Origin of the sequence: Marinobacter sp. DS40M6, from assembly GCF_028581595.1 — a bacterium.
GTDB classification, from domain to species: Bacteria; Pseudomonadota; Gammaproteobacteria; order Pseudomonadales; family Oleiphilaceae; genus Marinobacter; species Marinobacter salarius.
Genome location: NZ_JAFCAE010000001.1, coordinates 498,855 through 525,324, shown reverse-complemented (window position 1 = coordinate 525,324; position 26,470 = coordinate 498,855). Strand labels below are relative to the sequence as shown.

Below are 26,470 nucleotides of genomic sequence, written 5' to 3'. Positions count from 1 at the left end.
CGGCCCGGGCTCACGATTCCATGGACGAAACCCACCAGCCATTACCAGAAGTCCGCCAGCCTCTGGTCCAGCGCACACTGACCGAGTGGCGCACGCTGGCCGTCCTGGGCGGACCGATCCTGATTGCCCAGGTGGCGCAGATGGCCAACGGGGTCATTGATACCGTGATGGCAGGCCACGCCAGTGCCGAAGACCTGGCGGCCGTGGGCATTGGCAGTAGTCTGTGGATGCCGGTGTTCCTCTTTTTCATGGGCCTCCTGGGGGCCCTGCAGCCGATCATTTCCGGTTATAACGGGGCGCGCACCACCGAGAAAATCATGCCCGCGACCTGGCAGGGGCTTTATATCGCAGCCGGCGGCACGGTGATCATGATCCTGCTGCTGACCAACGTGCACCCGGTGCTGGATGCCCTGAATCTGGAAACCAACACCGCCCGCATCACCCAGGGCTACCTGGACGCCTTCGCCTGGGGCATTCCTGCGATGTTGATGATCATGGCACTGCGAGGGCTGACGGACGGGCTGGGCCATACCCGGGTGATTATGGCCTTCTCGGTGCTGGGAACCCTGATCAACCTGCCCCTGAACTACATCTTCATTTACGGCAAACTCGGCCTCCCGGCCATGGGCGGCATCGGCTGTGGGTGGGCCACCTCCATCTCCAACGGCGTTGCGGCCCTGGCGTTGCTGATCTACCTGAACCGCAGTGCGGTGTATCGCCGTTTTCACCTGCTGGCAGACTGGGCCAAACCGGACGCAGCGGGCATCCGCTATATCCTGCGCCTGGGCATCCCCATTGGTTTTACCATCTTTGTGGAAGCCAGCATGTTCTCGGTCATAGCCCTGTTCCTGGCACCGCTGGGGCCAGTGATTGTGGCGGGGCACCAGATCGCGCTGAACGTGGTATCGCTGGTGTTCATGCTGCCGCTGAGTATCGGAATGGCGCTGACCCTGCGGGTGAGTTTCCTGGTGGGTGCCAAGGCGCCGGATACTGCCCGGCTCATCGCCCGCAGTTCGCTGATTCTGGCGTCAGCGGTGGCGCTGGTATTTGCCGTGCTGCTGTTTGTGTTCGCAGAAGGAATTGCAGCGCTCTACACCGGTGAGCAGGACGTTCAGGCCGTGACGGTGACACTGCTGGTGTATGCGGCCTTCTTCCAGATTGCCGATGTGATTCAGGTGACCTGCATCAGCGCCTTGCGGGGCTACAAAGACACCAGCATTCCCATGCTCATCATGCTGTTTTCGTTCTGGGGCGTTGGATTGCCGCTGGGGTGGGTGCTGACCTTTACCGACTGGTTGCTGCCTGCCATGGGGGCCGCTGGTTTTTGGGTGGGGCTTACCTGTGGGCTGGCGTCCGCCAGTATCCTGTTGGGGCTGCGATTATTTCTGTACTCGCCAAAACCAGAGTAGTCTTGCCGGGGCGATCACGCAGGGCTGGCGACCATGTCGTCCGCGTAGACAATACGGTCGCGCCCGGTGTCCTTTGCTTCATAAAGTGCTTCATCCGCCCGCGCCAGCCAATCATCAGGTTTTTCGCCAGCCTGGAGCAGGGCAACGCCAAAGGAGGCGGTAACCTGCCCCCCGGGGTGACGCAGGAACTTGTGCATGATGTGCTGCAGGTTGTGCATGACCGCCTTCAACCCGGTTGAATCCACCCCGGGCATCAGCAATACAAACTCTTCACCGCCAAAGCGGAACAGTTGATCGGACTTGCGGATGTTCTGTTCGATCAACGCCACCATTTCCACCAGCACGTCATCCCCTACGTTGTGCCCATACTCGTCGTTGATCTTCTTGAAGTAGTCGATATCCAGCAACACCAGGGCGTAGGAGATGCCGTTTCTGGAAGCGCTGGCAACGGCCATTGCCAGCTCCTGATCCATGGAGCGGCGGTTTTTGACGCCCGTCAGGGGGTCGATTGTGGCCAGGTGTTCCAAGCGCTCCCGCTGGTTCTCGTTGCGATGGGCAAACACATAGGCGCAGCAGCTGACGACCATAGCCGTGGCGGCGAAGGTCCACATCTGGACAAGAGAACTGAAGGCCACGCCATGCACCATCAAGGCAACAACGGCGGCCAGATTGATAAAAATTGCGTAGCGGGGTTCCGTCAGGAAGAAGCTTGTCACCAGGCACGGATATAACCAGAACAGCCCAGGCTCTCCGACCAACGCTCCGACTGTCACCGCCCCGCCGCAGGCCACCAGGGCCATTGCAAAACCACTGCGAGCGGTATCGCCTGTTATCCAGGCGTAAATCATTCCGGCGGTGATCGCCAGCATAATACCCAGATCGACCACCCCGGCCAGCACGTTGCCCTGGACAAACCGCATCACCGCAAAGGGGGTTATCCCCAGAATGGCACTGATGGCCAACAACGTGATGATGGACAGCCTGAAATCTGTTTTCAGACGATAGAGCATAGTGACAGTACATTCCTACCAAGGTCTTATTAGCAAACTATCATAGCGCAAGATCCGATTACGGAAGCTGAACGCAACGAAATTTAACAAACGCACAAATGAAATACTTTGTTAAATCAAAGGACGCAGATTCCCATATCACCGCAAACGTCCCATTCCCGACCGTTCAACAACTGGAGTTGGTATCGGCTTAAGGGGTAAACTTAAGCATTATTATAATAAGCACCAGGAAGCCATTGAGTGCAGAACCTTCTTCGTATCGCACCCGGCGCATTGACCATTGGAAAGCCCTTGCCCTGGACGGTCTATGACGCCGATGGCAATGTTCTGCTGAGACAGGGCTACGTCATACAGAATGACATTCAGCTGGAGCAGTTGTTCGAGCGTGGCCTGTTCCAGCCCCGGGTGATTGAGCGCCCCGACGAGGATATTCAGGAAGATATCCGTCTCCGCAACCCGTTTGCGGATTATCCCGTATTACTGCAAACCCTGGAATCCTCGCTAAACGCCATTACTAACCAGGATGACAGTGCCCGCCAACGGGTACTTGGCCTGTCACGAATGATTGACCAGATGTGCCAGGAATCCCCGGAGGCCAGCCTGGCACTGGTGCACCTGTACTCGATCGAGCCCACCATCCATGAACAGATACTGTTCTATGCCGTTCTCTGTCAGTTTACTGCACGCCGGTTCGGCCTCGATGACAAGCGGATCGCCGTACTGATCAGTGCTGCGCTAATGGCAAACCTGGCTCTGGTGCCGGTGGCCGACAAACTCAATGCTTCCAACCGGGTATTGACCGACGAGCAGCGCGCGGTGATACGCAAACACCCCGAACGCAGCGTTCAGGCACTCAAAGAGGCCGACATCACCAGCCCACTGCTACTCAAAATCATTGCGCAGCACCACGAACAGGCGGACGGTTCGGGCTATCCCCATGGGTTGAGTGGTACCGACATACGGGGTGAGGCGGAAATCCTGGCGCTGGCGGAACGCTATGTGGCAATGATAACGAAGCGGGCTTATCGCGAACGAATGAACATAACCGAGGCCCGCAAACTGATCGCTTCGCTGGCCGACGGCAAACTACGCCCTGCCATTCCGCGGGCTCTGCTGGCCATTCTGACCGATCATCCGCCAGGAACTCTGGTGAGGCTCGCCAACAACGAAGTGGCGGTGATTGTCCGGCGCCCGCACCGTCACCGTGGCCCGTTTGCCAAAGCCATCATTGGTCCCAGGGGCAATCGTTACAGCGGCACCTTTGAGCGGGATTGCAGCCAGCCGGATTTCAATATTATCGACGTTGAACAGCCCGAAGTGATGCCCTCCATGGACTTCGGGCTACTCTGGGGTTTCCACTAACGCTCTACGCGCTCTGTATTATCTCAAGCCCAACGCCTGGGCGTGATGCTCCAGATGGTCATCGATGAACGAGGCGATGAAGAAGTAGCTGTGATCATAACCCCGGTGCATTCTCAGATTGATGTGGTGATGCACCTTCTCACATGCCTCGACCAGCGCCTCGGGATTGAGCTGACTTTCAAGGAAGTCATCCGCTGTACCCTGGTCCACCAGCAGCGGTAAGCGTTCGCTGGCGCCGGGAATCAACAGCGTCGCATCCCACTCTTCCCAGGTTTTCGGGTCGTCCCCCAGATAACCGCTGAAGGCTTTTTGACCCCAGGGGCACTCGCTGGGGTTGGCAATCGGCGCAAAAGCAGACACGGATCTGTACTGCCCGGGATTCTTCAGCGCCGCGATCAGTGCCCCGTGACCACCCATGGAATGACCACTGATACTGCGATCCTCTGTCACCGGCAAGTGGCCTTCCACCAGTTGCGGCAATTCCTTCACCACATAATCGTACATTCGATAGTGAGGGGCCCAGGGTTGGCGTGTGGCGTTCAGGTAAAAACCGGCACCACTACCGAAATCGTAACTGTCATGTTCACCGGGCAGGTCCAGACCACGGGGGCTGGTGTCAGGGCACACAATGGCGATGCCCAACTGCGCCGCTTTTTTCTGGGCCCCGGCCTTCTGCATGAAATTCTGGTCGGTACAGGTCAGTCCCGACAGCCAGTAAAGAACCGGCACTTTTTGAGGGTTGCTGCCCACGGCAACAGGAGGAAGGTACACCGCAAACTCCATATCGCAGTCCAGGGCTGCCGAGTGGTGCTGGTAGCGCCGGTGTTCGCCGCCAAAACAGACGTTGGTGGAGAGCAGTTGCATGGGAACCTCTCAGTCGGAAAATTCACAGTCTTCTGACTACGCGTATTTCGGTACTTCTATGCCATAACCGGCCTTTGCAAACTCTGCCAGGATGGCAGTGCGGGTCACAATACCGATCAAACGATCATGGTCAACCACCGGGTAGACCTTGGGCTTGCCTGCGCCCAGGTTCTGGGCCAGATCCACAACAGACATTTCCGGGGATATGGTGACCGGATTGCGAAACATAACGTCGTCCACGATCGGGTCGCCTTCGTGGTGGTAGTTGCTCACCAGCAGGGCGTGGATGCAGTCCTGTTCGGAAACAAACCCGATCACCTTGCGGTGGTCATCCACGACCGGCAGCCCAGTGACGTGGTTGTGAAGCAGTGTTTTGACCACTTTGGTTAAGGGCGTTCCACGACGAATGGGCTCGATGTGGTTCCACATGACATCGGATACTTTTAGCGATTGCATTGGCAGACTCCCTGACCAGTCATATTCTGGATTCGTCCCTCTTTAAACATAGGCAATGGGGGCGAAAACTGGAAGTATAAACCCGCAACCGGCCATCTCTTTCTGCGGGCACCGGCCGTCAGCCGTTGCCCTGCCTCGGCTGTTGCGCCATGGTTTCAAAGCCGATCTGGGCAAACCGCGACAACAGAGGTTCCGGAAGATCGTGCCCCATTCCGTCAATCATCTCAACGCGGGCATGAGGCATCAGGTATCCCAACTGCTCCGCAGCCACCGGCCGCACCAGCGGGTCGGCCTTGCCATGAATCACGGATACCGGCACCCGTATGCGCCGTGTGGCTGATGACAGGCTGCCAGTGGCAAGGATGGCACGGGTCTGGCGGAGAATGCCGGCGGGATGATAGCTGCGCCGGAACTCCCGTACGATCCGGTCCCTCACTTCCTGTTCGCGAGGTGGGTAGCCCGGACTCTGAATCGCCTTCCAGAAGTCCAGGGAGCGTGCGACAACTGCGGCTTCATCATGCCCCTTCGCGCCAATACCTGCCAGGCGCCAGATCAGCTTTGATTTTGGCATCGGCAGGCGCGGGCTGTTGGTGGAGGTCATGATAAGGGTTGCCGAGCGCACGCGTTCGGGGCGATTCGCAGCCACCAACTGGCTGATCATGCCGCCCATGGAAACACCCACCAGGTGAGCGCAGGTCAGGCTGAAGGCGTCCATCACCTTACAGACATCGTCCGCCATGTCATGCAGGGTATAGGGCGCGGCGATCGGCAGGCCCATCCGGTGCCTTGCCATGACCGCAACCGGATGACCCTCCAGGCGATCCTTCAGGTGCGATGACAGCCCGATGTCGCGATTATCAAACCGGATTACCCGGAAGCCTTCACGAACATACTGGTCCAGCAACGCCTCCGGCCAGAGCGTCATCTGCGCCCCCAATCCCATCACGAAGATCACTGGCTCCCCGGCGGGATCTCCCCGGGTTTCCACACAGAACGACAGCTCGCCTGCCTGGACGTGAAGGGTCTCGGGCATGGCGTTGACCGACGTATCGGCAGAACTCCAATCAGAGTGGCTTAGGGTTTCCGGCATTGAGGGACTCCTGAGATAACCAGTCCACAGCTTAACCCGAGAGGCTACGAATCCAATAGCTTTGCAGACCCACGTCGCGTCAGAACAGCGAATTCTTTGCAGCGAATATTTACAGATGGAAATAAGTATATAAACTCAATGAGTTATACGCTTCCGCCGAGCTCAGATCTGTACTACTCAGATCCATATCGCCGGTGTCGCGGAAGCTCCTCAATACCAAGGCACAAACACAGGGAGATTCCCATGGAAGCCTTTGAGTCGTTTATTAGCAGCATTAACGCACTGGTCTGGGGCCCGCCCATGCTGGTGATGATTCTTGGTGTCGGCCTGTTTCTGAGCATTGGCCTGAAGCTGATGCCGGTATTGAAACTGCGAGCCGGTTTCCAACTGATGTGGAAAGGCCGTACCGGGGCCGAATCAGAGGGCGAGATTCCTCCATTCCAGGCCCTGATGACCGCGCTGTCGGCTACCGTTGGCACCGGTAATATTGCTGGCGTTGCCACCGCGGTATTCCTGGGCGGCCCCGGAGCGCTGTTCTGGATGTGGCTGACCGCCCTCGTGGGTATGGCGACCAAATATTCCGAGGCGGTACTGGCGGTACGCTTCCGGGAAGTGGACGAACGCGGCGCCTACACGGGTGGCCCGATGTACTACATTCGCAACGGCCTGGGTAAAAAATGGGCCTGGCTGGGCGTGCTGTTTGCCATCTTCGCCGCTGTGGCCGCGTTTGGCATTGGCAACACCGTGCAGGCCAACTCGGTGGCCGATGTTCTGGAAACCAACTTCAACCTGCCGCACTGGGTGACCGGCCTTGTGTTGATGGTACTGGTAGGCCTTGTGCTGATCGGTGGCATCAAACGCATCGGGCAGGTGGCGAGCACGTTGGTGCCCTTTATGGCCATCGCCTATATCCTGGTTGGCCTGATGGTACTGGCCATTAACGCCGAGCAGATTCCGAACGCCATCGCCATGGTATTTACACACGCGTTCAGTCCGGTTGCCGCCGAAGGTGGCTTTGCCGGCGCCGCCGTCTGGGCCGCTGTCCGCTTTGGTGTGGCCCGCGGCATTTTCTCCAATGAGGCAGGTCTCGGTTCCGCCCCTATCGCCCACGCGGCAGCCCAGACCAAGAACCCGATCAACCAGGGCATGGTCGCCATGCTGGGCACGTTCATCGACACGATCATCGTGTGCAGCATCACCGGCCTTGTCATCATCAGCTCTGGCGCCTGGACGTCAGGTGAGACCGGTGCGGCACTGACCTCACTGGCCTTTGAAACCGGACTGCCCGGGTTTGGCAATTACGTTGTCGCCATCTCCCTGGCGATTTTTGCCTTTACCACGATTATCGGTTGGTCGTTTTACGGCGAACGCTGCATTGAGTTCCTGTTCGGCGTCAAAGCCATCGTGCCGTACCGCGTGATCTGGATACTGGCGATACCGGTCGGTGCCACCATCAACCTTGGCCTGATCTGGCTGATCGCCGACACGCTCAACGCCATGATGGCGCTGCCAAACCTCGTGGCCTTGCTGCTACTGAGCCCGGTGGTGTTCAAGCTCACCCGTGAGCATTTCGAGAAAGAGCGGTCAGTCGGCGTTAGCTGATACGTAAGTGGAGTCGGATGAGGCAAATCAAGACCCCTTGGTTTTCTCCCATCCGCCTCCACTGTTTATCGTATAGACTGAATTTTGTGCCGGCGCTTCGTCTGGCCGGGCTTTCGTATCATCAAAGGAGGAAACGCGATGAGTTTACGTCTGGGAGATACCGCACCGGATTTTGAGCAGGATTCCAGTGAAGGCAGGATCGACTTTCACCAATGGCTGGGCAACAGCTGGGGCATACTGTTCTCGCACCCTGCCGATTTTACGCCGGTGTGCACCACCGAGCTCGGCCTGACGGCCAAGCTGAAAGACGAATTCGCCAAGCGTGACGTCAAGGCAATCGCTCTGAGTGTGGACCCGGTCGATTCCCACAAGGATTGGATCAAGGACATCAACGAAACCCAGGGTTGTGCCGTTAACTTTCCGATCATTGCCGACCACGATCGCAAGGTGTCTAACCTTTACGACATGATCCACCCCAGCGCCAGTGAGACGCTGACCGTGCGATCGCTGTTCGTGATCGACCCGAATAAGAAAATCCGCTTGATGATCACCTACCCGGCCAGCACCGGTCGCAACTTCAACGAAGTGCTGCGGGTTGTAGACTCGCTGCAGATGACCGACATTCACAAAGTGGCAACACCAGGCAACTGGGAACCCGGCGGCGACGTGGTGATCGTGCCGTCCCTGCAGGATGAGGATGAAATAAAAGAACGTTTCCCGAAAGGCTATCGGGCGGTGAAGTCCTACCTGCGGATGACGCCGGACCCGGGATCGAACTGGAGTGGCGATTAAGCGCTGAACGCGCAATCCGCTGAAACGAAAAAGCCGGGCTGATGCCCGGCTTTTTTATGCCTATCGTTCCTGGCCTCAGAATGCCGGAACCACGGCTCCCTCGTACTGCTTCTTGATAAACGCCTTGACGTCATCCGTTGTCAGCACCTTCGCCAGCTTCTGGATTGCCTCATCGTTGGCGCGGCTTTCATGAGCCACCAGAATGTTCACGTACGGCGATTCAGCCCCCTCAATAACCAGCGCATCTTCCGTCGGATTAAGGCCGGCTTCCAACGCGTAGTTGGTGTTAATGAGCGCCAGATCCACCTGGTTCAGGATACGCGGCAGGGTAGCAGCCTCCAGTTCCTTGAATTCCAGGTCTTTCGGGTTATCAGCGATATCACGCGGCGTAGCGGTGATCTTGCTGCCGTCCTTCAGGGTGATCAGACCGGCTTTCTGCAGCAGAAGCAATGCACGGCCACCGTTGGTGGGATCGTTGGGGATCGCCACTGTGGCCCCGTCTTCAAGCGCTTTCAGAGAGTCGATCCGGCTTGAGTAGGCACCAAACGGCTCAACGTGGACACCCACTACGCTGACCAGGTTGGTACCACGGCCATCGTTGAATTCGTCGAGGTACGGCTGATGTTGGAAGAAGTTCGCGTCCATCCGCTTCTGATCCACCTGCACGTTAGGCTGGACATAATCGGTAAACACCTTCACATCCAGCTCCACGCCCTGCTCCGCCAGCTTGGGCTTAACAAATTCCAGGATCTCGGCGTGAGGTACCGGCGTTGCCGCCACGGAAAGCTTTTCCGCAAGGGCTGCGGAAGAGAATGTCGCAATGGCAGCCACTGCCACCAGGGTCTTTTTGAAGTTCATAAGCACGTTCTCCTGTTGTTTAAAATATCATTCAGACCTCGGAAGCCAGCAAAGACTCCGGGCCCGTGGCGGGAAAGCCCTTCCGAAAACGTGGAGCGCCAGGGATGGCGCGACCGAGCCCTACAGGGACGTACTTACGGGCGTTTTTCGGAAGGGCTTTCCCGCCATGGGCTTGCACCCAAACTGAGCCTATTTGCGGCTGAAATACAGAACGAGACGGTCGCCCGCCATCTGGAGCAATTGTACAAAAATGACCAACAGCGCCACTGTAATCACCATTACGTCAGTCTGGAATCGTTGGTAACCGAAGCGGATCGCCAGGTCGCCAAGACCGCCACCGCCGACTACGCCGGACATGGCAGCGTAGGACACCAACGTAATCGCGGTAACCGTAATACCGGCGATGATGCCCGGCAGGGCCTCCGGCAACAAGGCTCCGAATACAATTTGTTTTACAGTCGCGCCCATGGCCTGGGTAGCCTCGATGATTCCCCTATCCACTTCGCGCAACGACGTTTCGACCAAACGGGCAAAGAAAGGAGCACCACCGGCCACCAGTGGCGGAATCGCGCCGGCCACGCCAAGAGATGTACCGATCAACATCACTGTGAACGGGATCATCACGATCAGCAGGATAATAAACGGTACGGAACGCAGCACGTTCACCACAAAGGACAGCACCGCATAAGCGATGGGCTGTTCCAGCAGTTGGCGCTTGCCAAACAGGAACAGCAGCACGCCTACCGGCAGGCCGATCAGCACGCTGAACAGCAGCGACATGCCCACCATCACCAGGGTGTCCCAACTGGCCCAGCCGATCTCGGTCCAGTCCACGTTGCTCAACAGGTCTCCCATCAAGGCTTCCATCAGCGCAGCACCTCCACGTGAACGTCCGCCGCCTCAAAGGCTTGCATGGCGGTATCGAGATTGCCGCCCACCAGCGAGAGGGTCAGCTGGCCGTAGGGCGTGTCCTTGATGTGGTCAATCCGGCCGGAGAGGATACTGAAATCCACGCCGGATTCCCGCGCCACGCTGCCCAGCAGTGGCGTGTAGGTGGATTCGCCACGGAAGGTGAGACGCAGAATGCGGCCTTTGGCGTGCTGCAGGTCCTGCTGCATTTCCTCATGGTCGATGCTTTCGCTCTCGAAGACGAAGTCCCGGGTGGTCGGGTGCTTCGGGTGCAGGAAGACATCACTGACCGCGCCCATTTCGACGACTTCGCCGGCATCCATCACCGCTACCCGGTCACAGACACGGCGTACCACGTCCATCTCATGGGTGATCAGTACGATGGTCAGGCCGAGTTCGCGGTTGATGTCCGCCAGCAACTTCAGGACCGATTGGGTGGTTTGCGGGTCGAGGGCGCTGGTGGCTTCGTCGCAAAGCAGGATCGTCGGGCGGCAGGCCAGGGCGCGGGCGATGCCAACACGCTGCTTCTGTCCACCCGAGAGCTGCGATGGGTACTTATTGGCCTGATCCACCAGGCTGACCCGTTTCAGCAACTCGTCCACCCGGTCACGAATCTCGGTGCGGGAATAAATGCCCGCGAGTTTCATGGGGAAGGCAATGTTGTCCGCCACCGTTTTCGAGGACAGCAGATTAAAGTGCTGGAATATCATGCCCACCTTGCGACGGAAGGCCCGTAGCTCGCTGGCGTTGTAGCCGGTGATATTTTCATCATCAATCAGGATGCGACCACCGGTGGGTGGCTCCAGAAGATTGATCAGGCGCACGAGGGTGGACTTGCCCGCGCCGGAGTGGCCGACGATGCCAAACACCTCGCCGGTGTCGATGGTCATACTGGTGGGGTGTAGCGCGGGGATCGCCCGCCCACCTACCTGGTAGGACTTCTGTACCTGGTCAAATACAATCACAACGTTGCCTTGTGAACGCTTTGTCAGCGCCTTGTGGGTGCAGAGGTAAAACGCGCGATTATAAACCAAACCGATGGCAAACCCGAATCCGCCACCTTGGTAAATCCCCTTACACCATTTGCCACCTGACACGAAGACCACGACTGAACTAGACTGATTCATTACAAGAACATGACTAACAATCCCGAGGCGCGCGCAATTTTGACCACAAAAACCGAGACTCCGCCCTCAAGGATGAACTCGACCCAGGCATGGGTGACCTACCTCAGCAAAGTGGAACTGCCGGTACTGGCAAACACTCTTCGCAGAATTGGTGAACTGACTGACAGCAGTAACAGCACGGTTAACGAGCTTGCAAACGTTATTCTCAACGACGCCCAGCTCACTTCCCAGGTGCTTCGGCTGTCCAATACGGTGTTCTACAACCAGACTCGCACCCAGGTAAGCACCGTAAGCCGCGCCATCACCCTGATCGGCTTCGACGCCGTGAAGTCCATGGCCATCTCGTCCCTGATCGTGGACTCCCTGCTCAAACGCAACGACCGCCCACACCTGCTTCGCTGCCTGGCCCGCGCCATCCACGCCGCCGTCCAGGCCCGCTGCCTGCTGCCAAAGCGCAACGAGCACGCCCTGGAGGAAGTGTTCATCGGGGCCCTGCTGATGAACATTGGCGAGTTGGCTTTTTGGTCCTGCGAGACCGAGCAGGCCAGTGAACTGGAATCCCGGCTGCGCGAGGGGGAGCCGACACTGGAAGCCCAGAAAGCCGCGCTCCACACCACCTTTACCGAAATTACCCGTGGCCTGGTGGACGCCTGGTCACTCGGCCCCTTTATTCGCGAGGTGGTTGCGCCCGGGCAGGCCAATTCGAAGGCCGCCAGCCTGGTGCGCCACTCCGTTGAGATGGCAAGACTGTCCGAGAATGGCTGGCGCGGCGACGACATGGAAAAGGTCATGGAAGCCCTGGGGCAGGACATCGGAGAGAACCCTGCAGCCGTTCGGGACCAGCTCAAGGTGAATGCCGGAGAAGCCGCGCGGGTCGCGGTGTCGCTGGGCATTCCCCAGGTGACCGCGCTGATGCCTGGCAGCCAGGGCAGCTCCGGCGAGGAGGCGGTGCGCGCACCAGAGGTGGACCCCAACCTGCAGTTACAGATTCTCCGCGATCTTACCCACAGCCTTACCGACAAACCGGACATCAACGAAGTCTGTCAGTTGGTCATCGAGGGCATTCACCGGGCAATCGGCATGCAGCGGGTTGTGTTGCTGATGAGCGACCGCAGCGGGCTTGAACTGGTGCCGCGCAAGCTGGGGGGCAGGGGCACCGAAGCCTGGAAGGACAACTTCACCATCCGCAAGGATGGCACCGGTCCTCTCGGGGCGCTCTTACCCCACGCTGATTGCAGTGTCTATCTGCCAAAATCGAAAACCGAAGGGGTTGCCTATGATCGCTGGCTGGGGAACGTGCCGGCGCTTATCGGCCCCCTGAAAGCGAAGGGGCGACTGGTTGGCCTGTTTTACGCGGACAACGCGGCGGCGGACTATGTGCCCTCCGACGATCAGCTGACGGCGTTCGGACACTTTGTCCAGAACGCCCAGCTGTGCATCACGCTGCTATCGAGCCATTAATCCGCACTCAACAATCAGAGCTCATACAGTTTCGCAACGTGCAGGATCGGCCCGGTCGGCTGGCCGGTGGGAGAGCCTCCCACCGGCTCCAGGCTGATCGCCAGTGTTCGGCTATTGCTGAGAAGCGCACGCGCCTCATCATCCAGAGTTACCTGATAGGTTCCACCCACCGGAATAACGCCGAGCGACAGGGGCTGGCCATCCGCCGGCACGATCCACAATTCGTAATCCTTGCCCTGCTGGGCCGCCGTCGCGGCAACGGGACGCAGTTTCAATTGCCTGTCGAGCGATGACTCACTGACCAACCATAGGGGATCGCTCACGTCCGCCTGTACGATGGCGCCTGAAAGACGGTCATCCACCTCTGGCTCTGGCTGTTGCACCAGGACAACGGCCAGCACCAGCGCCGCAGCCGTTGCCAGCATGCTCCAGCCAGGCCAGAACCAACGGCCGGACGCATCATTGGCCGCAACTGCCGACTCGGGTTTATCCTCCCGGGCCCAAAGCCGGCGTTCGATGCCAGCCCAGACCGACGCCGGAGGCTGTTCTTCCTCAATGCGTGCGCCCAGGTGCCCCAGCTTCTCTTCCCAGAACCAGACTTCCTGGCGGACTCGAACCGACTCCATCATCCAGCGCTCGAAACGCCGACGGGCTGCCCCATGAAGGGAGCCAAGCACGTACTCCGCTGCCAATGCTTCTATTCTTTCCGGTGTCTTTTTCATCGTTCCAGACACCTCTTCAAAGCCATTAATCCGCGCCGAATCCAGCTTTTTACGGTTCCAATGGGAGAACTCAGGGCCTCGGAAAGCTCATCATGGGTAAACCCCCGATAATAAGACAACAGGATACTGTCCCGCTGCGTCTCTGAGAGTTCATCCAGGCACCCGCGAAGCTCGGCGCTGCCCGCGACCCGAAGTGATTCGTCCAACGGGCCGTCACGTTCATCGGCAACACGCTCAAGGTGGGCATCGCCGGACGTCGGCCGCGATTTCCGATTCCTCATAAGATCGAGTGTGCGATAACGGGCAATCGTCAGCATCCAGCTCAGGGGAGCGCCACGCTCACTGTGATATTCACCGGCGTGGTGCCATATCTGCACAAAGGCATCCTGAACGGCCTCTTCTGCCAGATCTCGCTGACTGGCCAGTTTCAGGCAAAGCCCGAACATCCTGCCGGAAATTTTTTCATACAGCCGCTGAAAGGCCAGTCGGTCTTCCCGGGACACTGCGATCAGCAGTCCCATCAGATCATCCTGCTCAGAATTGCTGGTTACCATCTATACGATCCCTTGTTTTGTTCTACAGGTATTAGTCGACCTTACGTTCAGAATGCCCATCAGGATGCATGCAGGTCATCAGATCGGGCTCAAACACGCCGCTTTGGTCAAAATCGTCCAGCGCTTTTTCCCACTTGGTTAACTCCAGGCCCTGGTTGGCAAGCCACGCGGGATTGAAATAGGTGTCGGTGTAACGGTCGCCACCATCGCACAGAAGCGTGACAACCGACCCGCCCTCTCGGGCGCTTTGCATTTCACTGGCGAGGCTCAGTGTGGCAATCAGATTGGTACCGGTAGAGCCGCCACAACGCCGGCCAAGATGACGTTCCAGATACCGGAGCGCGGCAAAACTGGCCGCATCGGGTACGCGAACCATGCGCTCAATCACCGTCGGGCTGAAAGAGGGCTCAACCCTGGGGCGACCAATACCCTCAATGCGCGAACCGCACTGGCCGACAATATCAGACCGCCCGCTAGCGAAGGCGTCATAGAACACCGAGTTTTCCGGGTCCGCCACGCACAGCTCACAGCCCCGGGCAAGATGGCCGCCGTAGCGGATGTAGCGCCCGATGGTTGACGACGTGCCACCGGTGCCCGCGCTGACAACAATCCAGCGCGGTATGGGGTGCGGTTCCCGTCGCAACTGCTCGAAAATGCTTTCGGCAATGTTGTTGTTACCCCGCCAGTCTGTCGCCCTCTCAGCGTAGGTGAACTGATCCATGTAGTGACCACCGAGCTCACGGGCCAGACGCTGAGATTCAGCGTAGATCTCACTGCCGTTCTCCACCAGGTGACACTCGCCCCCATAGAACTCGATTTTGGCAATTTTCTGTGCCGACGTCGTTCGGGGCATGACTGCGATAAAACGCAGCCCGAGGAGCTTGGCAAAATAGGCCTCGGAGACCGCTGTCGATCCACTCGAGGCCTCGATGATCGGGGTGCCTGGCGTAATCCAGCCATTACAGAGCCCGAACAGAAACAGTGAGCGTGCCAGCCGATGTTTGAGGCTGCCGGTCGGGTGGGTCGACTCATCCTTGAGATAGATATCAACGTCACGCAGGCCCGGCAGGTCCAGCTTGATCAGATGGGTGTCTGCAGAACGATTGAAATCCGCATCAATGCGGGCAATGGCGTCGGAAACCCATTGGGTGCGATGGAGCATGTTGTTGGCCCTGAAATCAAACAAACACCATGAAGCATAGTCGCTCTGGGTCGACTTGAAGAATAACGCTGTGTTGGACCGCCAGCCCCGCCACCTGACACACGCCTCACAAGTTGGCTGAACGTGATGCACTCACTATTCGTACTAAGTCAGCCTGCTTCCGGATAAGACGCTTTCAATTTTTTTTGGTGAGAACTGCATCCTTTTCTCTAATCGCTCCGTAACCCCCTTTGCAACACCAACAATAGAAGAGGAAAACGGAATGAATACTTTACTAAAACGCTCCGGCCTCGCCATTGCGGTTGCCGGACTCTGTATCAGTGCCGGCGCAGCAAACGCCTCAAGCCACCGCGAAGCACCCTTTATCACTGAAGTACCCAAGGTGGACGGGACCGATTTCTACATGTTCCGCAGTTACGAGACGGGACGTGCGGATTTCGTCACCCTGATCGCGAATTACCTGCCACTGCAGGATGCGTATGGCGGTCCCAACTACTTCGATCTGGATGAAGACGCGGTTTATGAAATCCACATCGACAACAGCGGCAACGCACAGGAAAACCTCACGTTCCGCTTTCAGTTCTCGGATAACCTAGAGGATAAACAGTTGCCGGTCGGCCCCGACGGCGACCAAAGAATGGTGTCCGTACCGCTCAAAAACATCGGTGATGCCAGCGACGAAGCGAACGTACAGTTCAGCCAAGACTATACTGTATCGGTTATTCGGGGCGACCGTCGTACCGGTACTGTCGAGACCGCGACCAACGTCACGGATGGCACCGCCACCTTCGACAAGCCACTGGACAACATCGGCGAAAAATCGTTTCCCGGCGGATACCAAGCTTACGCCAACCAGCACATCTTCGAGATTGGCATTCCAGGCTGCGCCACCAACGGGCAGGTCTTCGTGGGTCAACGCAAGGAAGCTTTCGCGGTCAACCTTGGCGAGATCTTCGACCTGGTCAACACCAACCCGCTCGGCCCACGTGACGGCGAAGGTGCCGGTGATCTTGCAGACAAGAACGTGACCTCCTTCGCCCTGGAAGTACCGACCGAGTGCCTGACCGGCACCGCAGTCACCGGAATGGATCAGCCCGTCATCGGCGGCTGGACGACCGCCAGCGTTCGCCAGGCCCGAGTCATCAATCCGCAACCGACCGTTGATGGCAAAGGTGCAACCGTTGAAGGCGGCGCATGGACCCAGGTATCACGTCTCGGTATGCCGCTGGTAAACGAAGTCGTGATCGGCCTGAAAGACAAGGACCGGTTCAACGCCAGCGAGCCCATGAACGATGGCCAGTTCGCTACCTACGTGACTCATCCGACCCTGCCCGAACTGCTGGAAATATTGTTCAGCAGCGCAGGCGCTGAGGCACCGAATAACTTCCCGCGGACCGATCTGGTAACAGCGTTCCTGACCGGCGTACCCGATGTAAACATGCCGGTAGGCGTGCAAACGTCAGAAATGCTGCGACTGAACCCGGAAATCGCAGCCACACCTGCAGCCTCGCAAAATGACCTGGGTGTTCTCGGTGGTGACAACGCCGGCTTCCCGAATGGCCGTCGCCCGGTGGATGACACCGTGGATATTGCCCTGCGTGTAGTCATGGGCGCATTGACCACTGATGCCCCGAACAAGGACGCCCCGTTTACCGACGGTGTGCAACTTGACCCAGCTGAGCTCCAGGAAGTGTTCCCATATCTGGCAACTCCGCTGGCCGGCTCACCCAACTCATAAGGAGTGAATCATGAAACTCACTATGAAGTTAGCCGGAACGGGCCTGATAACCCTGGCACTGGCGGGGTGTTTCGACGGCTCCAGCAGTAGCGGCGGCGGTGGCGGTGACAGGCCAGATCCGGCGGTGGATTTCTCAACCTTTGTGAAGGCTGAGATCGCAAACACCGACGACACCCGTGAAGCCGTTCAGATCAACGACAAGGAGTTCAGCTTCAATGACCAGAATAATGAACAGGCCTTCGACGATCTGTTCATCCAATAGGACCCCTTGCCGGCCTTCAGTACGCCTGAAGCCGGCAAGCACATTCCCTGCCCTTCGGGGCGGGGCTTTTTGTGTCGGGCTGTGGTTGATGGCCGGTTTTCCAAACGTCGCAACCGCTGCACCCGGACCTATCGAGACAGATTTTTCCGACACCGATATTCTTGTTGAACTGCCAGAGCCGGCACTGACCACGTCCGAATTACCGGATTCGCCCGAGCAGTTGGCAGACACCGTACAAAATCAGATCTCCCGTGCCAGAAGCACCGGAGACCCCCGTTTCCTGGGCTATGCCGACGGGATGTTGCAGCGATGGTCCGGAGAAATGACCGACCGGCTGCTTACCCTCAGGGCAACACTGGACCAGAGCCTCCACCGCTTTGACAGTGCCAGGAAAGACCTGGAAACCGTCGTAGCCCGATCCAGCGCCACACTCCAGAAAAACCAGGCTCGGTTGCTGTTGGCCAACCTGGAAATCGTTCAGGGCAATTATGAAGACGCACGAAAGCACTGCGCCCAGTTGCAACAATCCTACCCCGGATTGATTGCCGACAGCTGCACGGCTCAGGTTGATGCCCGCACGGGTAGCCCCGAAGCGGCCTACCAGAAACTCCAACGACGAACAGACGCAACCGATGCCGATGTCACCAGTCGGCTTTGGGCGGAGGGAACCCTGGGGGATATCGCCGCGCAGATAGGTAGCCCCGCTGCGGAGGATCACTGGCAAACGGTGCTCAGCATCGCCCCCGACGATCTCTATACCCGCACCCAACTGGCAGACTGGTATCTGGGCCGAAACCAGAATGACAAGGTACTGGCCCTGACCGACGACTATGAACAAGTGGATTCGCTGGCCGTTATTCGGGCTATTGCCATGGCTGAGTCAGGGCACCCGACTGCAGAGACGTTGGCCGAAAGCCTCAGGGAGCGCTTCGCAGAGGCTCGTTGGCGCGGAAACCTGCTGCACCAGCGAGACATGGCGCGTTTCCAACTGGACGTGGAAGGCGATGCCGAGACCGCATTGACCTTTGCGGCGGACAACTGGCGCAGCCAACGCGAGCCTCTTGATACCCGGCTGCTACTGCGTGCCGCCGATGCGGCGGGTGACAACGAACCAGTCCGGAAGGTGAGAACCTGGCTAAAAGAGCAGGGGCAGACCGATGCACGCTACCCGGAGGCTGAATCATGAGGGGTATGAAACAATGGGGCAACCTGGTGGTATCCATGGTCCTGCTGACCCTGATCTCCGGAACGGCATGGGCCCACAAAGCCAGCGACAGCTTCATCTACCTGAACCAGGACCGGGGCGAGATACGGATCGATGTGGCACTCCGGGACGTCTCGGTGGCCTTGCCGCTGGACCGGAACGGGGATCGCCAGCTCAGTGGTGCGGAGCTCCGTGCTGGCCGGGACCAGATTACCCGATGGGTAGAGCAGGGCGTAACCTTGTCCAGCGCCCAGGCCGATTGCCGCCTGACCGGCCAGCAATGGGGGCTTGCCAGCCATAGCGACGGCCCCTATGCCGCCGGTCTCTACACCATTAGCTGCCCCGATGGCGCCACGTCCGACACCCTGACATACAACCTTCTGTTCTCACAGGACCCGCTCCATCGCGGCCTGATAAGCCTTGAAAGCGGCGGCACCAGCACGCTGGGGGTAGTAGGCCCTGACAGTCGCCAACTGGCGCTCTCCGCCGGAGACGCACCAGGAAGCCTGCAGCTGTTCGGAACCTTCCTGTACGAAGGTGTCATCCATCTGCTCATCGGCCTCGACCACATACTGTTTCTTCTGGTGCTGATGCTGCCGGCCACACTGAGAAAAAACGATGGCAGCACGCCGGTGGGGCTGAAGCAGCGGCTGTGGGAGCTGACGGGGATCGTGACCGCGTTCACGGCAGCCCATTCCGTAACCCTGGCACTGGCAGCCCTTGGCATTGTTCGTCTGCCCATCGCCTGGGTGGAGACCATCATCGCCCTGTCCATAGCGGTGGCCGCCATGAACGTGATGTGGCCGATACTGGGCAGGAAAACCTGGAAGCTGGCCTTTGGGTTCGGGCTGATACACGGATTCGGGTTCGCCAGCGTTCTGGGGGATCTCACCAGCGGTGTTTCCCAGACCGTCGTGGCTCTCGCCGGATTCAACATTGGCGTAGAGCTCGGGCAGTTGGGCCTGCTGGTTATTGCCTTCCCGCTGCTTTACCTCTGGGGTAAAACACACCTTTACGGCAGGGCAGTCGTTCCGCTGACACTGATTGCAGTAGGCGCAATCAGCCTTTACTGGGTAGCCGAGAGGGCAATGGCCATCTGAGCCTGGCCCCGGTGCCTTTCGACACCGGGGCTCCCAATGGCAGATTAATCAGTGCAGTGCACGGAGTTGGCGTGGATACAGAGCGGCGCTGACCTCCGGTTCATCCAGCAGATCCGCCAATTCCATATCCACCTCGGTTTCCTCGCCTTCATCAGGCAGCGGCTCAAACAGGGTGTTCAGCCAGGAGGTTACTGACGGTGCTTCGTCACGACCGTATTCGGTGGACAAGGCCTTGATCCGTCGGAAGCCGATAATGCGTTGGTGCTTGGGATCACGGATCTGCTCAAAGCCACGCCAGTAGATGCGGTCGCGGGTGTGCAACTGCACAAACAGTGTGTCGATGGGCTCTGCCGGATCCTCACCACGCGCAGGCTGCTCTTCGTCGCTATCTGCCACTGACTGGGTGTCCTCTGACCCTGCTTCGGCTTTCGCCGGTTTCTTGCTGCGGATGGTGGTCCACGCCGGGTACAGCACGGCAACCGCATCGGCTTCCACATGCTCTCGGGCCGCGCGCAGGATCAATCCCCAGCGGGCCTTGTCGGCATCGGTTTCAAGAGAGTTAATGGGCAAGTCGTAGCTTTGTTCGCTGGACAGTACGATCGCCATCATTGGGGCATCAAGCTCCCCCATGGCCTCGGCCTGTGCTACAGACACCAGTTCGTCGATTGCCATCGGTTGGTTCATAATACGCTCGCCTCCTCGATGCCATCAGGGTCGTTCAGGAAGAATGGGCTCTTCCTGACTCACAGCATAGCCTGTTCCTGCCATAAAGATAAACGTGGATACGGTGATCCCGGATCACAATGCGTTATTTATTGTTTCAGTGCATGGCGTCAGATCATTGCTTCCAGCAGTTCGTAGCGCCCAAACCAGGGGTTGGCCTCTTCCAGTTGTGCCGCCAGCTGAAGTAGGGTGCCTTCGTCTCCGTGCGGAGCGCCGAACTGCACTCCCACCGGCAATCCGGCGGCTGTCCAGGCGAGCGGGACAGACATCGCAGGTGTACCGGTAAGGTTGGCAAGCTGGGTAAAGGGCGTGCGGGCGAGGCTTTCCATAGCCATCTGGTCGACTTGCCCACTGCGGTGTACCAACTTGCCGGCTTTCAGCAGCAACATCAGCCGGGCAGCCACCTGCAGATGGGATGGGGTATCCAACTCGCCAATCTTCGCCGGCAACTGGCCAGCCGTCGGGCACAGGTACATGTCGTAACCTTCAAAAAACGCCCCCAGGGCGCGAGCAAAATCGTTCCACTGCTGGCGACGGCGCACGTAGTCCGGTAGAGGCATGGTCCGCCCCAACATACCGATCAGACGGGTATCCAGTTCGAAGTCGTCATCGCGGGCACCAAACTCGGCTTTCGCGCGGTCCATCAACGTAGACACTTCCCCGAAATACAGCCCCAGATAACAGCGGGCGAGGGCCATGCCGTCGAATTCCGGACGCGCATACTCCACCCGGTGCCCCAGGTTTTCCAGAGTGCGCGCAGTCTCCTCAACGGCATCCACACACTCCCTTGCCACGTCGGTTTCGTAGGGCGACGACGTAAATACACCAATCTTGAGGCTGCGTGGCGCCCGCTGCATCAGCTTGGCATAGGGGGCGGCCGGCGGTGCAATGGTAAAGGGATCTCCCACCGCGGGGCCAGCCAGCACGTCCAGCATGGCGGCGCTGTCTCGAACCGTGCGGGTGACCACGTGATCGGTCGAGGCGCCCGTCCATGCCTCACCCACCGAAGGGCCGGAGGAAATGCGACCGCGCGACGGTTTCAACCCGAACAGCCCGTTGTAGGCCGCCGGAATGCGAATCGAGCCGCCACCGTCATTGGCTCCCGCCATGGGTACAATACCCGCCGCCACCGCAGCACCGGAGCCGCCACTGGAACCACCCGGTGTCCGATCCGTATCCCATGGATTACGGCAGGCTCCCCAGAGTTTCGATTCGGTGACTGCCTTCAGTCCGAACTCCGGCGTTGCGGTGCGGCCCAGGAATACCAGGCCCGCAGCCCGTGCACGGCGTACAAACTCTGAATCCCGGGACGCGATGTTTTTCTTCAACCCCCGGCTGCCGTAGGTACAGGGCTGGCCTTGCTGTTCCTGGGCCAGATCTTTAAGCAGCATGGGAACGCCCGAGAAGGTACTATCCGGTGTAGGCGCCTGGTTCAGTGCATCGGAGAACTGGGGGTGGCAGATGGCGTTGAGCTTGCCATTCACCGTGGCCGCACGCTCAATAGCGGCCTCACAGATGTCACTGGCCGCGACTTCTCCGCGGCGAATCAGGTCGGCAAGCGCTACCGCGTCGTATCGGAGGTATTCGGATTGCTTCATGATCGATTCCGTTTGTTATTCTGTTTTCGGGAGATTGGGGAAACCGGTATTTATGAACATGAGCTTTAAGCGTCACTTTCTTGCTGTCGTTATAATAGTCACATCTGTTATCGCGTCCACTTCGCAAGCGAGTAAAAAACCGCCGGAACCTGCCGAGAACTGGACCAGCGTTGTTCGCAGCTCACCCTACTGGTCAAGTCAGGGGGTATACCAGAACATCACAACCATCCGCCGCTGGGTACTGAAGGAGTCCGGATATTGCTCTAAGCCCGATCGGCACATTCTGTTCGATATGCGCGGCCAGTTCCTTGGCTATATCGACGATGGCTCCGACCGTGAGGCCACCCAGATTCGCCTGAATGATACCAGAGCCTCTCTGGCAGCCACTGGCCGCGCTGACGACTGGACCCCGGGCGGCCCCGACAGGACCGGATACCCCTTCGCCCTGTCCTGTCGACAGCCGCACGTCAACCTGGATGAAGCCGTGGCACGCTACCTTGGCACCCTGCCTTCGGAACTGATTTGGGGTGCCTGGGACGATCTGTCGTTCGCCTCTCAGGAAGCACCACAGCCACTCCACGAGGCACTGATGTACGTTTATGGCCTGCGTGAGCAGCAGCAACGCCTCGATCTGCCGGCGAGCCTGCCCAAGTACCTCGGCGGCCAGGTATTGATCGAGAGCAGCGGCCAGCAAAGGGCGCACTCTGCCGCCAACGCCAAAGGCATCCTTCAGCTCTCACCCTCGGCGCTCAAAGACTGCCGGATCAAACCCGCCAACCACTGGCATCGATTGGCACAGATTGACTGCGCCCTCAAACTGATGGATCAGAATGCCCGCAACCTCAGGCCGCCCTTCGAGGCGCGCTTCGGTCACCTGCCCGATGATAAAGGGGATCAGCTTTTTACGCTGCTTCTGGTCCAGGCTTATCACGGCGGTGCCAGCCGCGTTCAGTCCCTGCTGGAGGATGAGACACTGTCGAAGCCTGCGATTTATTTTGCCCAGGAGCATGAGCGATTCAGTGCGGGAGACATTGCCTTTGGCATGGTGTTCCACAATTTGGGGCGGGATCGCTTCGGGCTGGCTTCGCTGTATTATGTGGCGGATGTTCAACTCGCCACCGAGGCGCTGTGTAAAACCGCGCGACTCGCTGATACCCGCTTCTGCCAATAAACCCGGAGCCCGCCTTGGAACTGACGTTCATCCCGGAAGGCCTGAACACCGCAACGGCCGTTTTCCTGCTGCTGAGCTCTGTCATTACGTCGATGATTACCGCCAGCCTTGGCGCCGGGGGCGGGGTTCTGCTGCTGGTATTGATGGCGTTCTGGATACCACCGGCGGCGATCATACCGGTTCACGGTATGATCCAGTTGGGTTCCAACGCCGGGCGGGCCACACTGACCTGGCAGCACACGGACTGGAAAGCCATCGCAGCCTTCGCACCGGGGGTACTGGTCGGAGCGGGGCTTGGCGCCTGGTTGCTGATCGACCTGCCGCCCTATCTGTGGCAACTGACCATTGGCGTTTTCGTGCTTTACCTGTGCTGGGGGCCCGCCCTGCCAAAGGGAGCCTTCGGCAGCATCGGGATCTTTCTTGCCTCTGCGTTAACCAGTTTCATTTCCCTGTTCGTGGGCGCAACCGGTCCCCTGGTGGCCTCCTTCATCAAGCAGATGCACACCGAGCGTTTCACCACCGTCGCGACATTCGCCACGGCAATGACGCTCCAGCACGCACCCAAGGCGTTGGTTTTTGGACTCGCTGGTTTCGTTTTCCGCGACTGGCTGATGTTCATACTGGCCATGATCGGCTTTGGTTTTGCCGGCACCTGGCTGGGGCTCCACGTGCTCAAGTCCTTGAGCAATCGGCACTTCAGCCGCGTGTTCAACGTTCTTCTGACCCTGCTCGCTCTGCGCTTGCTGTGGCAGGCGGGCAGCTCTGCGGGGTGGTGGTGATCAATCCGGCTTCTGCCGTGACGGTAAGGGAACCGTCACCACACGATTTCGCCCCTGGGCCTTGGCGGCGTAGGTGCCTTCGTCAGCACGCGCAACGACTTCCCGGGGCCCTGTATCCGCGACACCCATCTCGGTCAGGCCGATGCTGGCAGTCACTCCAAACGTCCTGCCGTCCTGCTCTATACGCAAGGCTTCAATACCGGCCCGGATTTTCTCGGCAAGCTCGACAGCGCGCTGCTGACCACAGGCAGGCAGGATAATACCGAATTCATCGCCACCAAGACGTGCCACCGTGTCCGACTGGCGCACGGACTGCGTGAGCAGGTCCGATAGTCGCCCCAGCAAATCATCTCCCAGTAAGTGCCCGCCTTCGTCGTTGACGGGCTTGAAGTAGTCCAGGTCGATCAGCATCAGAACGCTGGCCGCCGTTTTCTTGTTGGTATCCGTCAGGCACTTGACCAGGGAAGAATTGAACGCCCGACGATTGAGCAAGCCCGTCAGGCTGTCGTGGGTCGCTTCCCAGGACAGTCGCTCTTCTTCGCGACGGCGGGCGCTGTCGTCCCGGATCACGAATACCATACGGTGATTATGGCTTTCCCGGCGAAGATGAAGCATTGCCAGGTCTATATCGAAGAGTTGGCCCGCCCTGTTTCGCAGGGTGGCATACAGGCTATCCACATCGGCACTGCGCAGAAAATCGTCAGCCTCCCAGCGATGGTTCTCGTCTTCAATCGATACCAGCGTGAAAAAGTTCTGCCGCTCGCCGTTTTCGGCCAATCCAAGGAACCCGGACGCGGCCTGGTTGGAGTACCGGATAATGCCTTCGGCATCCACCATCAATACGCCTTCCTGCAATACGCCCAGAATACTGTCCGCGCGTTTCTGTTGCTCGGCCAGTTCCGCCTCAATCTCCAGTTCATGGGTGATGTCCCTGACTACGGTGATGGTACCCAGCGAACGCTCCTCCGTCTCAATCACCGCCGTCATGGCATCCGCCCACACCACGCCACCTCCGGAGCGGCTTTTCAGGCGGAATCGCCCTCGGAACACTGTTTTGCTGCGCAGAGCCTCTCGCCACGCTTCAACCGTGCCAGCCTGATCCTCTTCGTATACACCTTGAATCAGGGGGGTATGCTGGAGGTCACTGGAGCTGACCCCGATGATCCGCTCAAACGCCGGGTTCACGAACTCAATCCTGCCCAGAACATCGGTCTGGATAATGCCAATCGGCGCACTCTGGGTGAGCGAGCGGAAAAACGCCTCGCGCTCGGCCAGGGAGGACAGCACTTCGTCACGCTCTTCCATCACGGTGTTGAAGGTCTCCGCAACCTGACGGATTTCCGTGCCTCCCAGAACGTCCACCGGCTCGGTCCGTATCCCCAGGTGGCGCTCACTGATCTGGAACCCCAGATTTCGCATGGGCGCCATCAACCGACGAAACACCACCAGCGCCAAGGGTGCCACAATCAGAATCACGATCAGGAGAGTCTGCGCAAAGCTGTCCGTCAACCGGCTGAGCGGCGCATAGGCCTCATTCACCGGCCACACCGCGGCCACAAACCAGGGCACCTGTGACATCTGGCGCACCGAGGTGATGGTTTCGGTGCCTTCCTGGTCAAGCGTCTGCACAGTGCCTTCGAAGCCCGCCATCGCCTTCTTGTGAGCCTCGTTTTCAAGCCTGAGCGGCACCATGGTTTCACCGGTACGGCCGTGGCCCAGGGTTACACCGGTACGTGTGGCAATGCTGACATAGCCGGTTTTGCCGATACTCACACCGCTGGTGTCTTCCATGAAGTTGTCGCCGTCGAGAAAAACCGCCCCTCCCAGCACGCCGATAAACCGTTGACGATGATCGAAAATCGGCGCCGTCATCATAACGGCGGGCCGCTCCAGGTAGTTCGACACATAAGGGTCACTGATAATGGAGGTGAGCTGGCTTGAGGTCTGTCGAAAATACTCACGGCCGCTGACATCCAACCCCGTCTGCTCGAAGCTTTGCGGATACTCGGCAATGACCTTGCCACTGGCATCAAATACGTAGATCCCGTCGAACATATGTTGCAGCGCAATCTCGCGACGGATGAGAAGGCGGGAGCGGGAACGCAGCACCACCTCTTCCATGGTGAACCCTTCCGCGACATGGGTCAGGGTATCCCGGCGCTGGGCCAGGCGGGCATCAAGATCGCTGGCAACCAGTTCCGCGATGGTCTCCACCTGCTCCCTTGTCTGCCCCGCCAGTTCCGAACGTCCCACCAGAGAACTGACCACGGCCACCGCCAGAGCAGCCAGCACGATGGCCAGGATGACAAAGGCAACTGCACGATTAACCAGGCTTGCTAGCCAGCGTCTTATCATCACGGCGGAGTGCCTCCCGCTTCATGGACGCAGGATAGGTTCGGGTTGACATCCCTTAATGCTAAATATCTGTTTTTCACTGGATAACGTGTCGATTACTGGAGGATTTAATATTGGTAAGTCTAACAGAGACTCGGGTTTCAGCAGGTTACAGAACTTGCA

24 protein-coding genes are annotated in these 26,470 nt (G+C 58.8%); 11 read left to right on the top strand and 13 right to left on the bottom strand.

The annotated features are described in order from the left end of the window. The first annotated feature begins 20 nt into the window (after positions 1–20). On the top strand, positions 21–1,409 hold the full coding sequence (locus tag JJO78_RS02310; protein ID WP_036205529.1) for an MATE family efflux transporter: 1,389 nt from the start codon (positions 21–23) through the stop codon (positions 1,407–1,409). Between the two features lie 14 nt (positions 1,410–1,423). Here the strand turns inward: JJO78_RS02310 and JJO78_RS02305 are convergent, their stop codons facing one another. Next, positions 1,424–2,419, bottom strand: coding sequence for a GGDEF domain-containing protein (locus JJO78_RS02305; RefSeq protein ID WP_036202060.1), 996 nt, complete (start codon positions 2,417–2,419; stop codon positions 1,424–1,426). A gap of 240 nt (positions 2,420–2,659) precedes the next feature. Between JJO78_RS02305 and JJO78_RS02300 the strand changes: the two genes are divergently transcribed. Further along, positions 2,660–3,781, top strand: a complete 1,122-nt coding sequence (locus JJO78_RS02300; RefSeq protein ID WP_075196299.1) for an HD-GYP domain-containing protein — start codon at positions 2,660–2,662, stop codon at positions 3,779–3,781. Between the two features lie 18 nt (positions 3,782–3,799). Here JJO78_RS02300 and fghA read toward each other — a convergent pair whose 3' ends face one another. The 3 genes from fghA to JJO78_RS02285 all read right to left on the bottom strand — a co-directional run bounded on the left by fghA (position 3,800) and on the right by JJO78_RS02285 (position 6,191). Then, on the bottom strand, positions 3,800–4,645 hold the full coding sequence (fghA, locus tag JJO78_RS02295; RefSeq protein WP_036202054.1) for an S-formylglutathione hydrolase: 846 nt from the start codon (positions 4,643–4,645) through the stop codon (positions 3,800–3,802). Between the two features lie 36 nt (positions 4,646–4,681). Then, on the bottom strand, positions 4,682–5,101 hold the full coding sequence (locus JJO78_RS02290; RefSeq protein ID WP_036202051.1) for a CBS domain-containing protein: 420 nt from the start codon (positions 5,099–5,101) through the stop codon (positions 4,682–4,684). A gap of 118 nt (positions 5,102–5,219) precedes the next feature. After that, a complete protein-coding gene (locus JJO78_RS02285) occupies positions 5,220–6,191 on the bottom strand; it encodes an alpha/beta fold hydrolase (RefSeq protein WP_083637254.1) in 972 nt (323 codons plus the stop codon). A 243-nt stretch (positions 6,192–6,434) separates the two neighbouring features. Here JJO78_RS02285 and JJO78_RS02280 point away from each other — a divergent pair, with 243 nt between their 5' ends. After that, positions 6,435–7,793, top strand: a complete 1,359-nt coding sequence (locus JJO78_RS02280; RefSeq protein WP_036202046.1) for an alanine/glycine:cation symporter family protein — start codon at positions 6,435–6,437, stop codon at positions 7,791–7,793. Between the two features lie 138 nt (positions 7,794–7,931). Then, positions 7,932–8,585 carry a peroxiredoxin gene (locus JJO78_RS02275; RefSeq protein WP_041335694.1) on the top strand — a complete coding sequence of 218 codons (654 nt, stop codon included), beginning with the start codon at positions 7,932–7,934 and terminating at the stop codon, positions 8,583–8,585. Positions 8,586–8,660: 75 nt separating this feature from the next. Here JJO78_RS02275 and JJO78_RS02270 read toward each other — a convergent pair whose 3' ends face one another. The 3 genes from JJO78_RS02270 to JJO78_RS02260 form a co-directional block, all read right to left on the bottom strand. Beyond that, a complete protein-coding gene (locus JJO78_RS02270) occupies positions 8,661–9,443 on the bottom strand; it encodes a MetQ/NlpA family ABC transporter substrate-binding protein (RefSeq protein ID WP_075196300.1) in 783 nt (260 codons plus the stop codon). A gap of 189 nt (positions 9,444–9,632) precedes the next feature. Then, positions 9,633–10,310, bottom strand: a complete 678-nt coding sequence (locus tag JJO78_RS02265; RefSeq protein WP_007155138.1) for a methionine ABC transporter permease — start codon at positions 10,308–10,310, stop codon at positions 9,633–9,635. Then, a complete protein-coding gene (locus JJO78_RS02260; RefSeq protein ID WP_007155139.1) occupies positions 10,310–11,317 on the bottom strand; it encodes a methionine ABC transporter ATP-binding protein in 1,008 nt (335 codons plus the stop codon). The genes JJO78_RS02265 and JJO78_RS02260 overlap by 1 nt, the downstream gene beginning before the upstream one ends. Before the next feature lie 201 nt (positions 11,318–11,518). On the opposite strand from JJO78_RS02260, the gene JJO78_RS02255 reads away from it, so the two are divergent. Beyond that, entirely contained in the window at positions 11,519–12,940 is a 1,422-nt protein-coding gene (locus JJO78_RS02255) for an HDOD domain-containing protein (RefSeq protein ID WP_036205527.1), read from the top strand. A gap of 14 nt (positions 12,941–12,954) precedes the next feature. Here the strand turns inward: JJO78_RS02255 and JJO78_RS02250 are convergent, their stop codons facing one another. The 3 genes from JJO78_RS02250 to JJO78_RS02240 are packed head-to-tail and all read right to left on the bottom strand — an operon-like array spanning position 12,955 to position 15,378. After that, positions 12,955–13,662 (bottom strand): anti-sigma factor, encoded by a 708-nt coding sequence (locus JJO78_RS02250; RefSeq protein WP_036202034.1) that lies wholly within the window; start codon positions 13,660–13,662, stop codon positions 12,955–12,957. Further along, a complete protein-coding gene (locus tag JJO78_RS02245; protein ID WP_041335689.1) occupies positions 13,659–14,216 on the bottom strand; it encodes a sigma-70 family RNA polymerase sigma factor in 558 nt (185 codons plus the stop codon). The genes JJO78_RS02250 and JJO78_RS02245 overlap by 4 nt, the downstream gene beginning before the upstream one ends. A 31-nt stretch (positions 14,217–14,247) precedes the next feature. Further along, positions 14,248–15,378, bottom strand: a complete 1,131-nt coding sequence (locus JJO78_RS02240; RefSeq protein ID WP_036205526.1) for a PLP-dependent cysteine synthase family protein — start codon at positions 15,376–15,378, stop codon at positions 14,248–14,250. 262 nt (positions 15,379–15,640) lie between these two features. Between JJO78_RS02240 and JJO78_RS02235 the strand changes: the two genes are divergently transcribed. The 4 genes from JJO78_RS02235 to JJO78_RS02220 all read left to right on the top strand — a co-directional run bounded on the left by JJO78_RS02235 (position 15,641) and on the right by JJO78_RS02220 (position 19,682). After that, a complete protein-coding gene (locus JJO78_RS02235) occupies positions 15,641–17,116 on the top strand; it encodes a DUF4331 domain-containing protein (protein WP_036202030.1) in 1,476 nt (491 codons plus the stop codon). Between the two features lie 10 nt (positions 17,117–17,126). Beyond that, positions 17,127–17,378 (top strand): hypothetical protein, encoded by a 252-nt coding sequence (locus JJO78_RS02230; protein ID WP_041335685.1) that lies wholly within the window; start codon positions 17,127–17,129, stop codon positions 17,376–17,378. Positions 17,379–17,466: 88 nt separating this feature from the next. Continuing rightward, positions 17,467–18,564 carry a tetratricopeptide repeat protein gene (locus JJO78_RS02225; protein ID WP_075196302.1) on the top strand — a complete coding sequence of 366 codons (1,098 nt, stop codon included), beginning with the start codon at positions 17,467–17,469 and terminating at the stop codon, positions 18,562–18,564. Continuing rightward, positions 18,561–19,682, top strand: coding sequence for a HupE/UreJ family protein (locus JJO78_RS02220; RefSeq protein ID WP_273622732.1), 1,122 nt, complete (start codon positions 18,561–18,563; stop codon positions 19,680–19,682). Before JJO78_RS02225 ends, JJO78_RS02220 begins: the two co-directional genes overlap by 4 nt. A gap of 48 nt (positions 19,683–19,730) precedes the next feature. On the opposite strand, the gene JJO78_RS02215 is transcribed toward JJO78_RS02220, so the two are convergent. Both JJO78_RS02215 and JJO78_RS02210 read right to left on the bottom strand, forming a co-directional pair. After that, positions 19,731–20,366 carry a hypothetical protein gene (locus JJO78_RS02215; RefSeq protein ID WP_036202020.1) on the bottom strand — a complete coding sequence of 212 codons (636 nt, stop codon included), beginning with the start codon at positions 20,364–20,366 and terminating at the stop codon, positions 19,731–19,733. Positions 20,367–20,515: 149 nt separating this feature from the next. After that, complete coding sequence (locus tag JJO78_RS02210; RefSeq protein ID WP_075196304.1) at positions 20,516–22,003, bottom strand: amidase; 1,488 nt, start codon at positions 22,001–22,003, stop codon at positions 20,516–20,518. A 52-nt stretch (positions 22,004–22,055) separates the two neighbouring features. On the opposite strand from JJO78_RS02210, the gene JJO78_RS02205 reads away from it, so the two are divergent. Beyond that, positions 22,056–23,174, top strand: a complete 1,119-nt coding sequence (locus JJO78_RS02205; RefSeq protein WP_273622731.1) for a hypothetical protein — start codon at positions 22,056–22,058, stop codon at positions 23,172–23,174. Between the two features lie 14 nt (positions 23,175–23,188). Beyond that, positions 23,189–23,953 carry a sulfite exporter TauE/SafE family protein gene (locus tag JJO78_RS02200; RefSeq protein WP_126810851.1) on the top strand — a complete coding sequence of 255 codons (765 nt, stop codon included), beginning with the start codon at positions 23,189–23,191 and terminating at the stop codon, positions 23,951–23,953. Here the strand turns inward: JJO78_RS02200 and JJO78_RS02195 are convergent, their stop codons facing one another. Continuing rightward, positions 23,954–26,308, bottom strand: coding sequence for a sensor domain-containing diguanylate cyclase (locus JJO78_RS02195; protein WP_273622823.1), 2,355 nt, complete (start codon positions 26,306–26,308; stop codon positions 23,954–23,956). Positions 26,309–26,470: the final 162 nt, after the last annotated feature.

Excerpts from the sequence above, each read along its gene's own strand:
- JJO78_RS02310 (WP_036205529.1), top strand. The coding sequence starts at position 21 with ATGGACGAAACCCACCAGCCATTACCAGAAGTCCGCCAGCCTCTGGTC.
- JJO78_RS02305 (WP_036202060.1), bottom strand. The coding sequence starts at position 2,419 with ATGCTCTATCGTCTGAAAACAGATTTCAGGCTGTCCATCATCACGTTG.
- fghA (WP_036202054.1), bottom strand. The coding sequence starts at position 4,645 with ATGCAACTGCTCTCCACCAACGTCTGTTTTGGCGGCGAACACCGGCGC.
- JJO78_RS02290 (WP_036202051.1), bottom strand. The coding sequence starts at position 5,101 with ATGCAATCGCTAAAAGTATCCGATGTCATGTGGAACCACATCGAGCCC.
- JJO78_RS02285 (WP_083637254.1), bottom strand. The coding sequence starts at position 6,191 with ATGCCGGAAACCCTAAGCCACTCTGATTGGAGTTCTGCCGATACGTCG.
- JJO78_RS02280 (WP_036202046.1), top strand. The coding sequence starts at position 6,435 with ATGGAAGCCTTTGAGTCGTTTATTAGCAGCATTAACGCACTGGTCTGG.
- JJO78_RS02275 (WP_041335694.1), top strand. The coding sequence starts at position 7,932 with ATGAGTTTACGTCTGGGAGATACCGCACCGGATTTTGAGCAGGATTCC.
- JJO78_RS02270 (WP_075196300.1), bottom strand. The coding sequence starts at position 9,443 with ATGAACTTCAAAAAGACCCTGGTGGCAGTGGCTGCCATTGCGACATTC.
- JJO78_RS02265 (WP_007155138.1), bottom strand. The coding sequence starts at position 10,310 with ATGGAAGCCTTGATGGGAGACCTGTTGAGCAACGTGGACTGGACCGAG.
- JJO78_RS02250 (WP_036202034.1), bottom strand. The coding sequence starts at position 13,662 with ATGAAAAAGACACCGGAAAGAATAGAAGCATTGGCAGCGGAGTACGTG.
- JJO78_RS02245 (WP_041335689.1), bottom strand. The coding sequence starts at position 14,216 with ATGGTAACCAGCAATTCTGAGCAGGATGATCTGATGGGACTGCTGATC.
- JJO78_RS02240 (WP_036205526.1), bottom strand. The coding sequence starts at position 15,378 with ATGCTCCATCGCACCCAATGGGTTTCCGACGCCATTGCCCGCATTGAT.
- JJO78_RS02235 (WP_036202030.1), top strand. The coding sequence starts at position 15,641 with ATGAATACTTTACTAAAACGCTCCGGCCTCGCCATTGCGGTTGCCGGA.
- JJO78_RS02230 (WP_041335685.1), top strand. The coding sequence starts at position 17,127 with ATGAAACTCACTATGAAGTTAGCCGGAACGGGCCTGATAACCCTGGCA.
- JJO78_RS02225 (WP_075196302.1), top strand. The coding sequence starts at position 17,467 with ATGGCCGGTTTTCCAAACGTCGCAACCGCTGCACCCGGACCTATCGAG.
- JJO78_RS02220 (WP_273622732.1), top strand. The coding sequence starts at position 18,561 with ATGAGGGGTATGAAACAATGGGGCAACCTGGTGGTATCCATGGTCCTG.
- JJO78_RS02215 (WP_036202020.1), bottom strand. The coding sequence starts at position 20,366 with ATGAACCAACCGATGGCAATCGACGAACTGGTGTCTGTAGCACAGGCC.
- JJO78_RS02210 (WP_075196304.1), bottom strand. The coding sequence starts at position 22,003 with ATGAAGCAATCCGAATACCTCCGATACGACGCGGTAGCGCTTGCCGAC.
- JJO78_RS02205 (WP_273622731.1), top strand. The coding sequence starts at position 22,056 with ATGAACATGAGCTTTAAGCGTCACTTTCTTGCTGTCGTTATAATAGTC.
- JJO78_RS02195 (WP_273622823.1), bottom strand. The coding sequence starts at position 26,308 with ATGATAAGACGCTGGCTAGCAAGCCTGGTTAATCGTGCAGTTGCCTTT.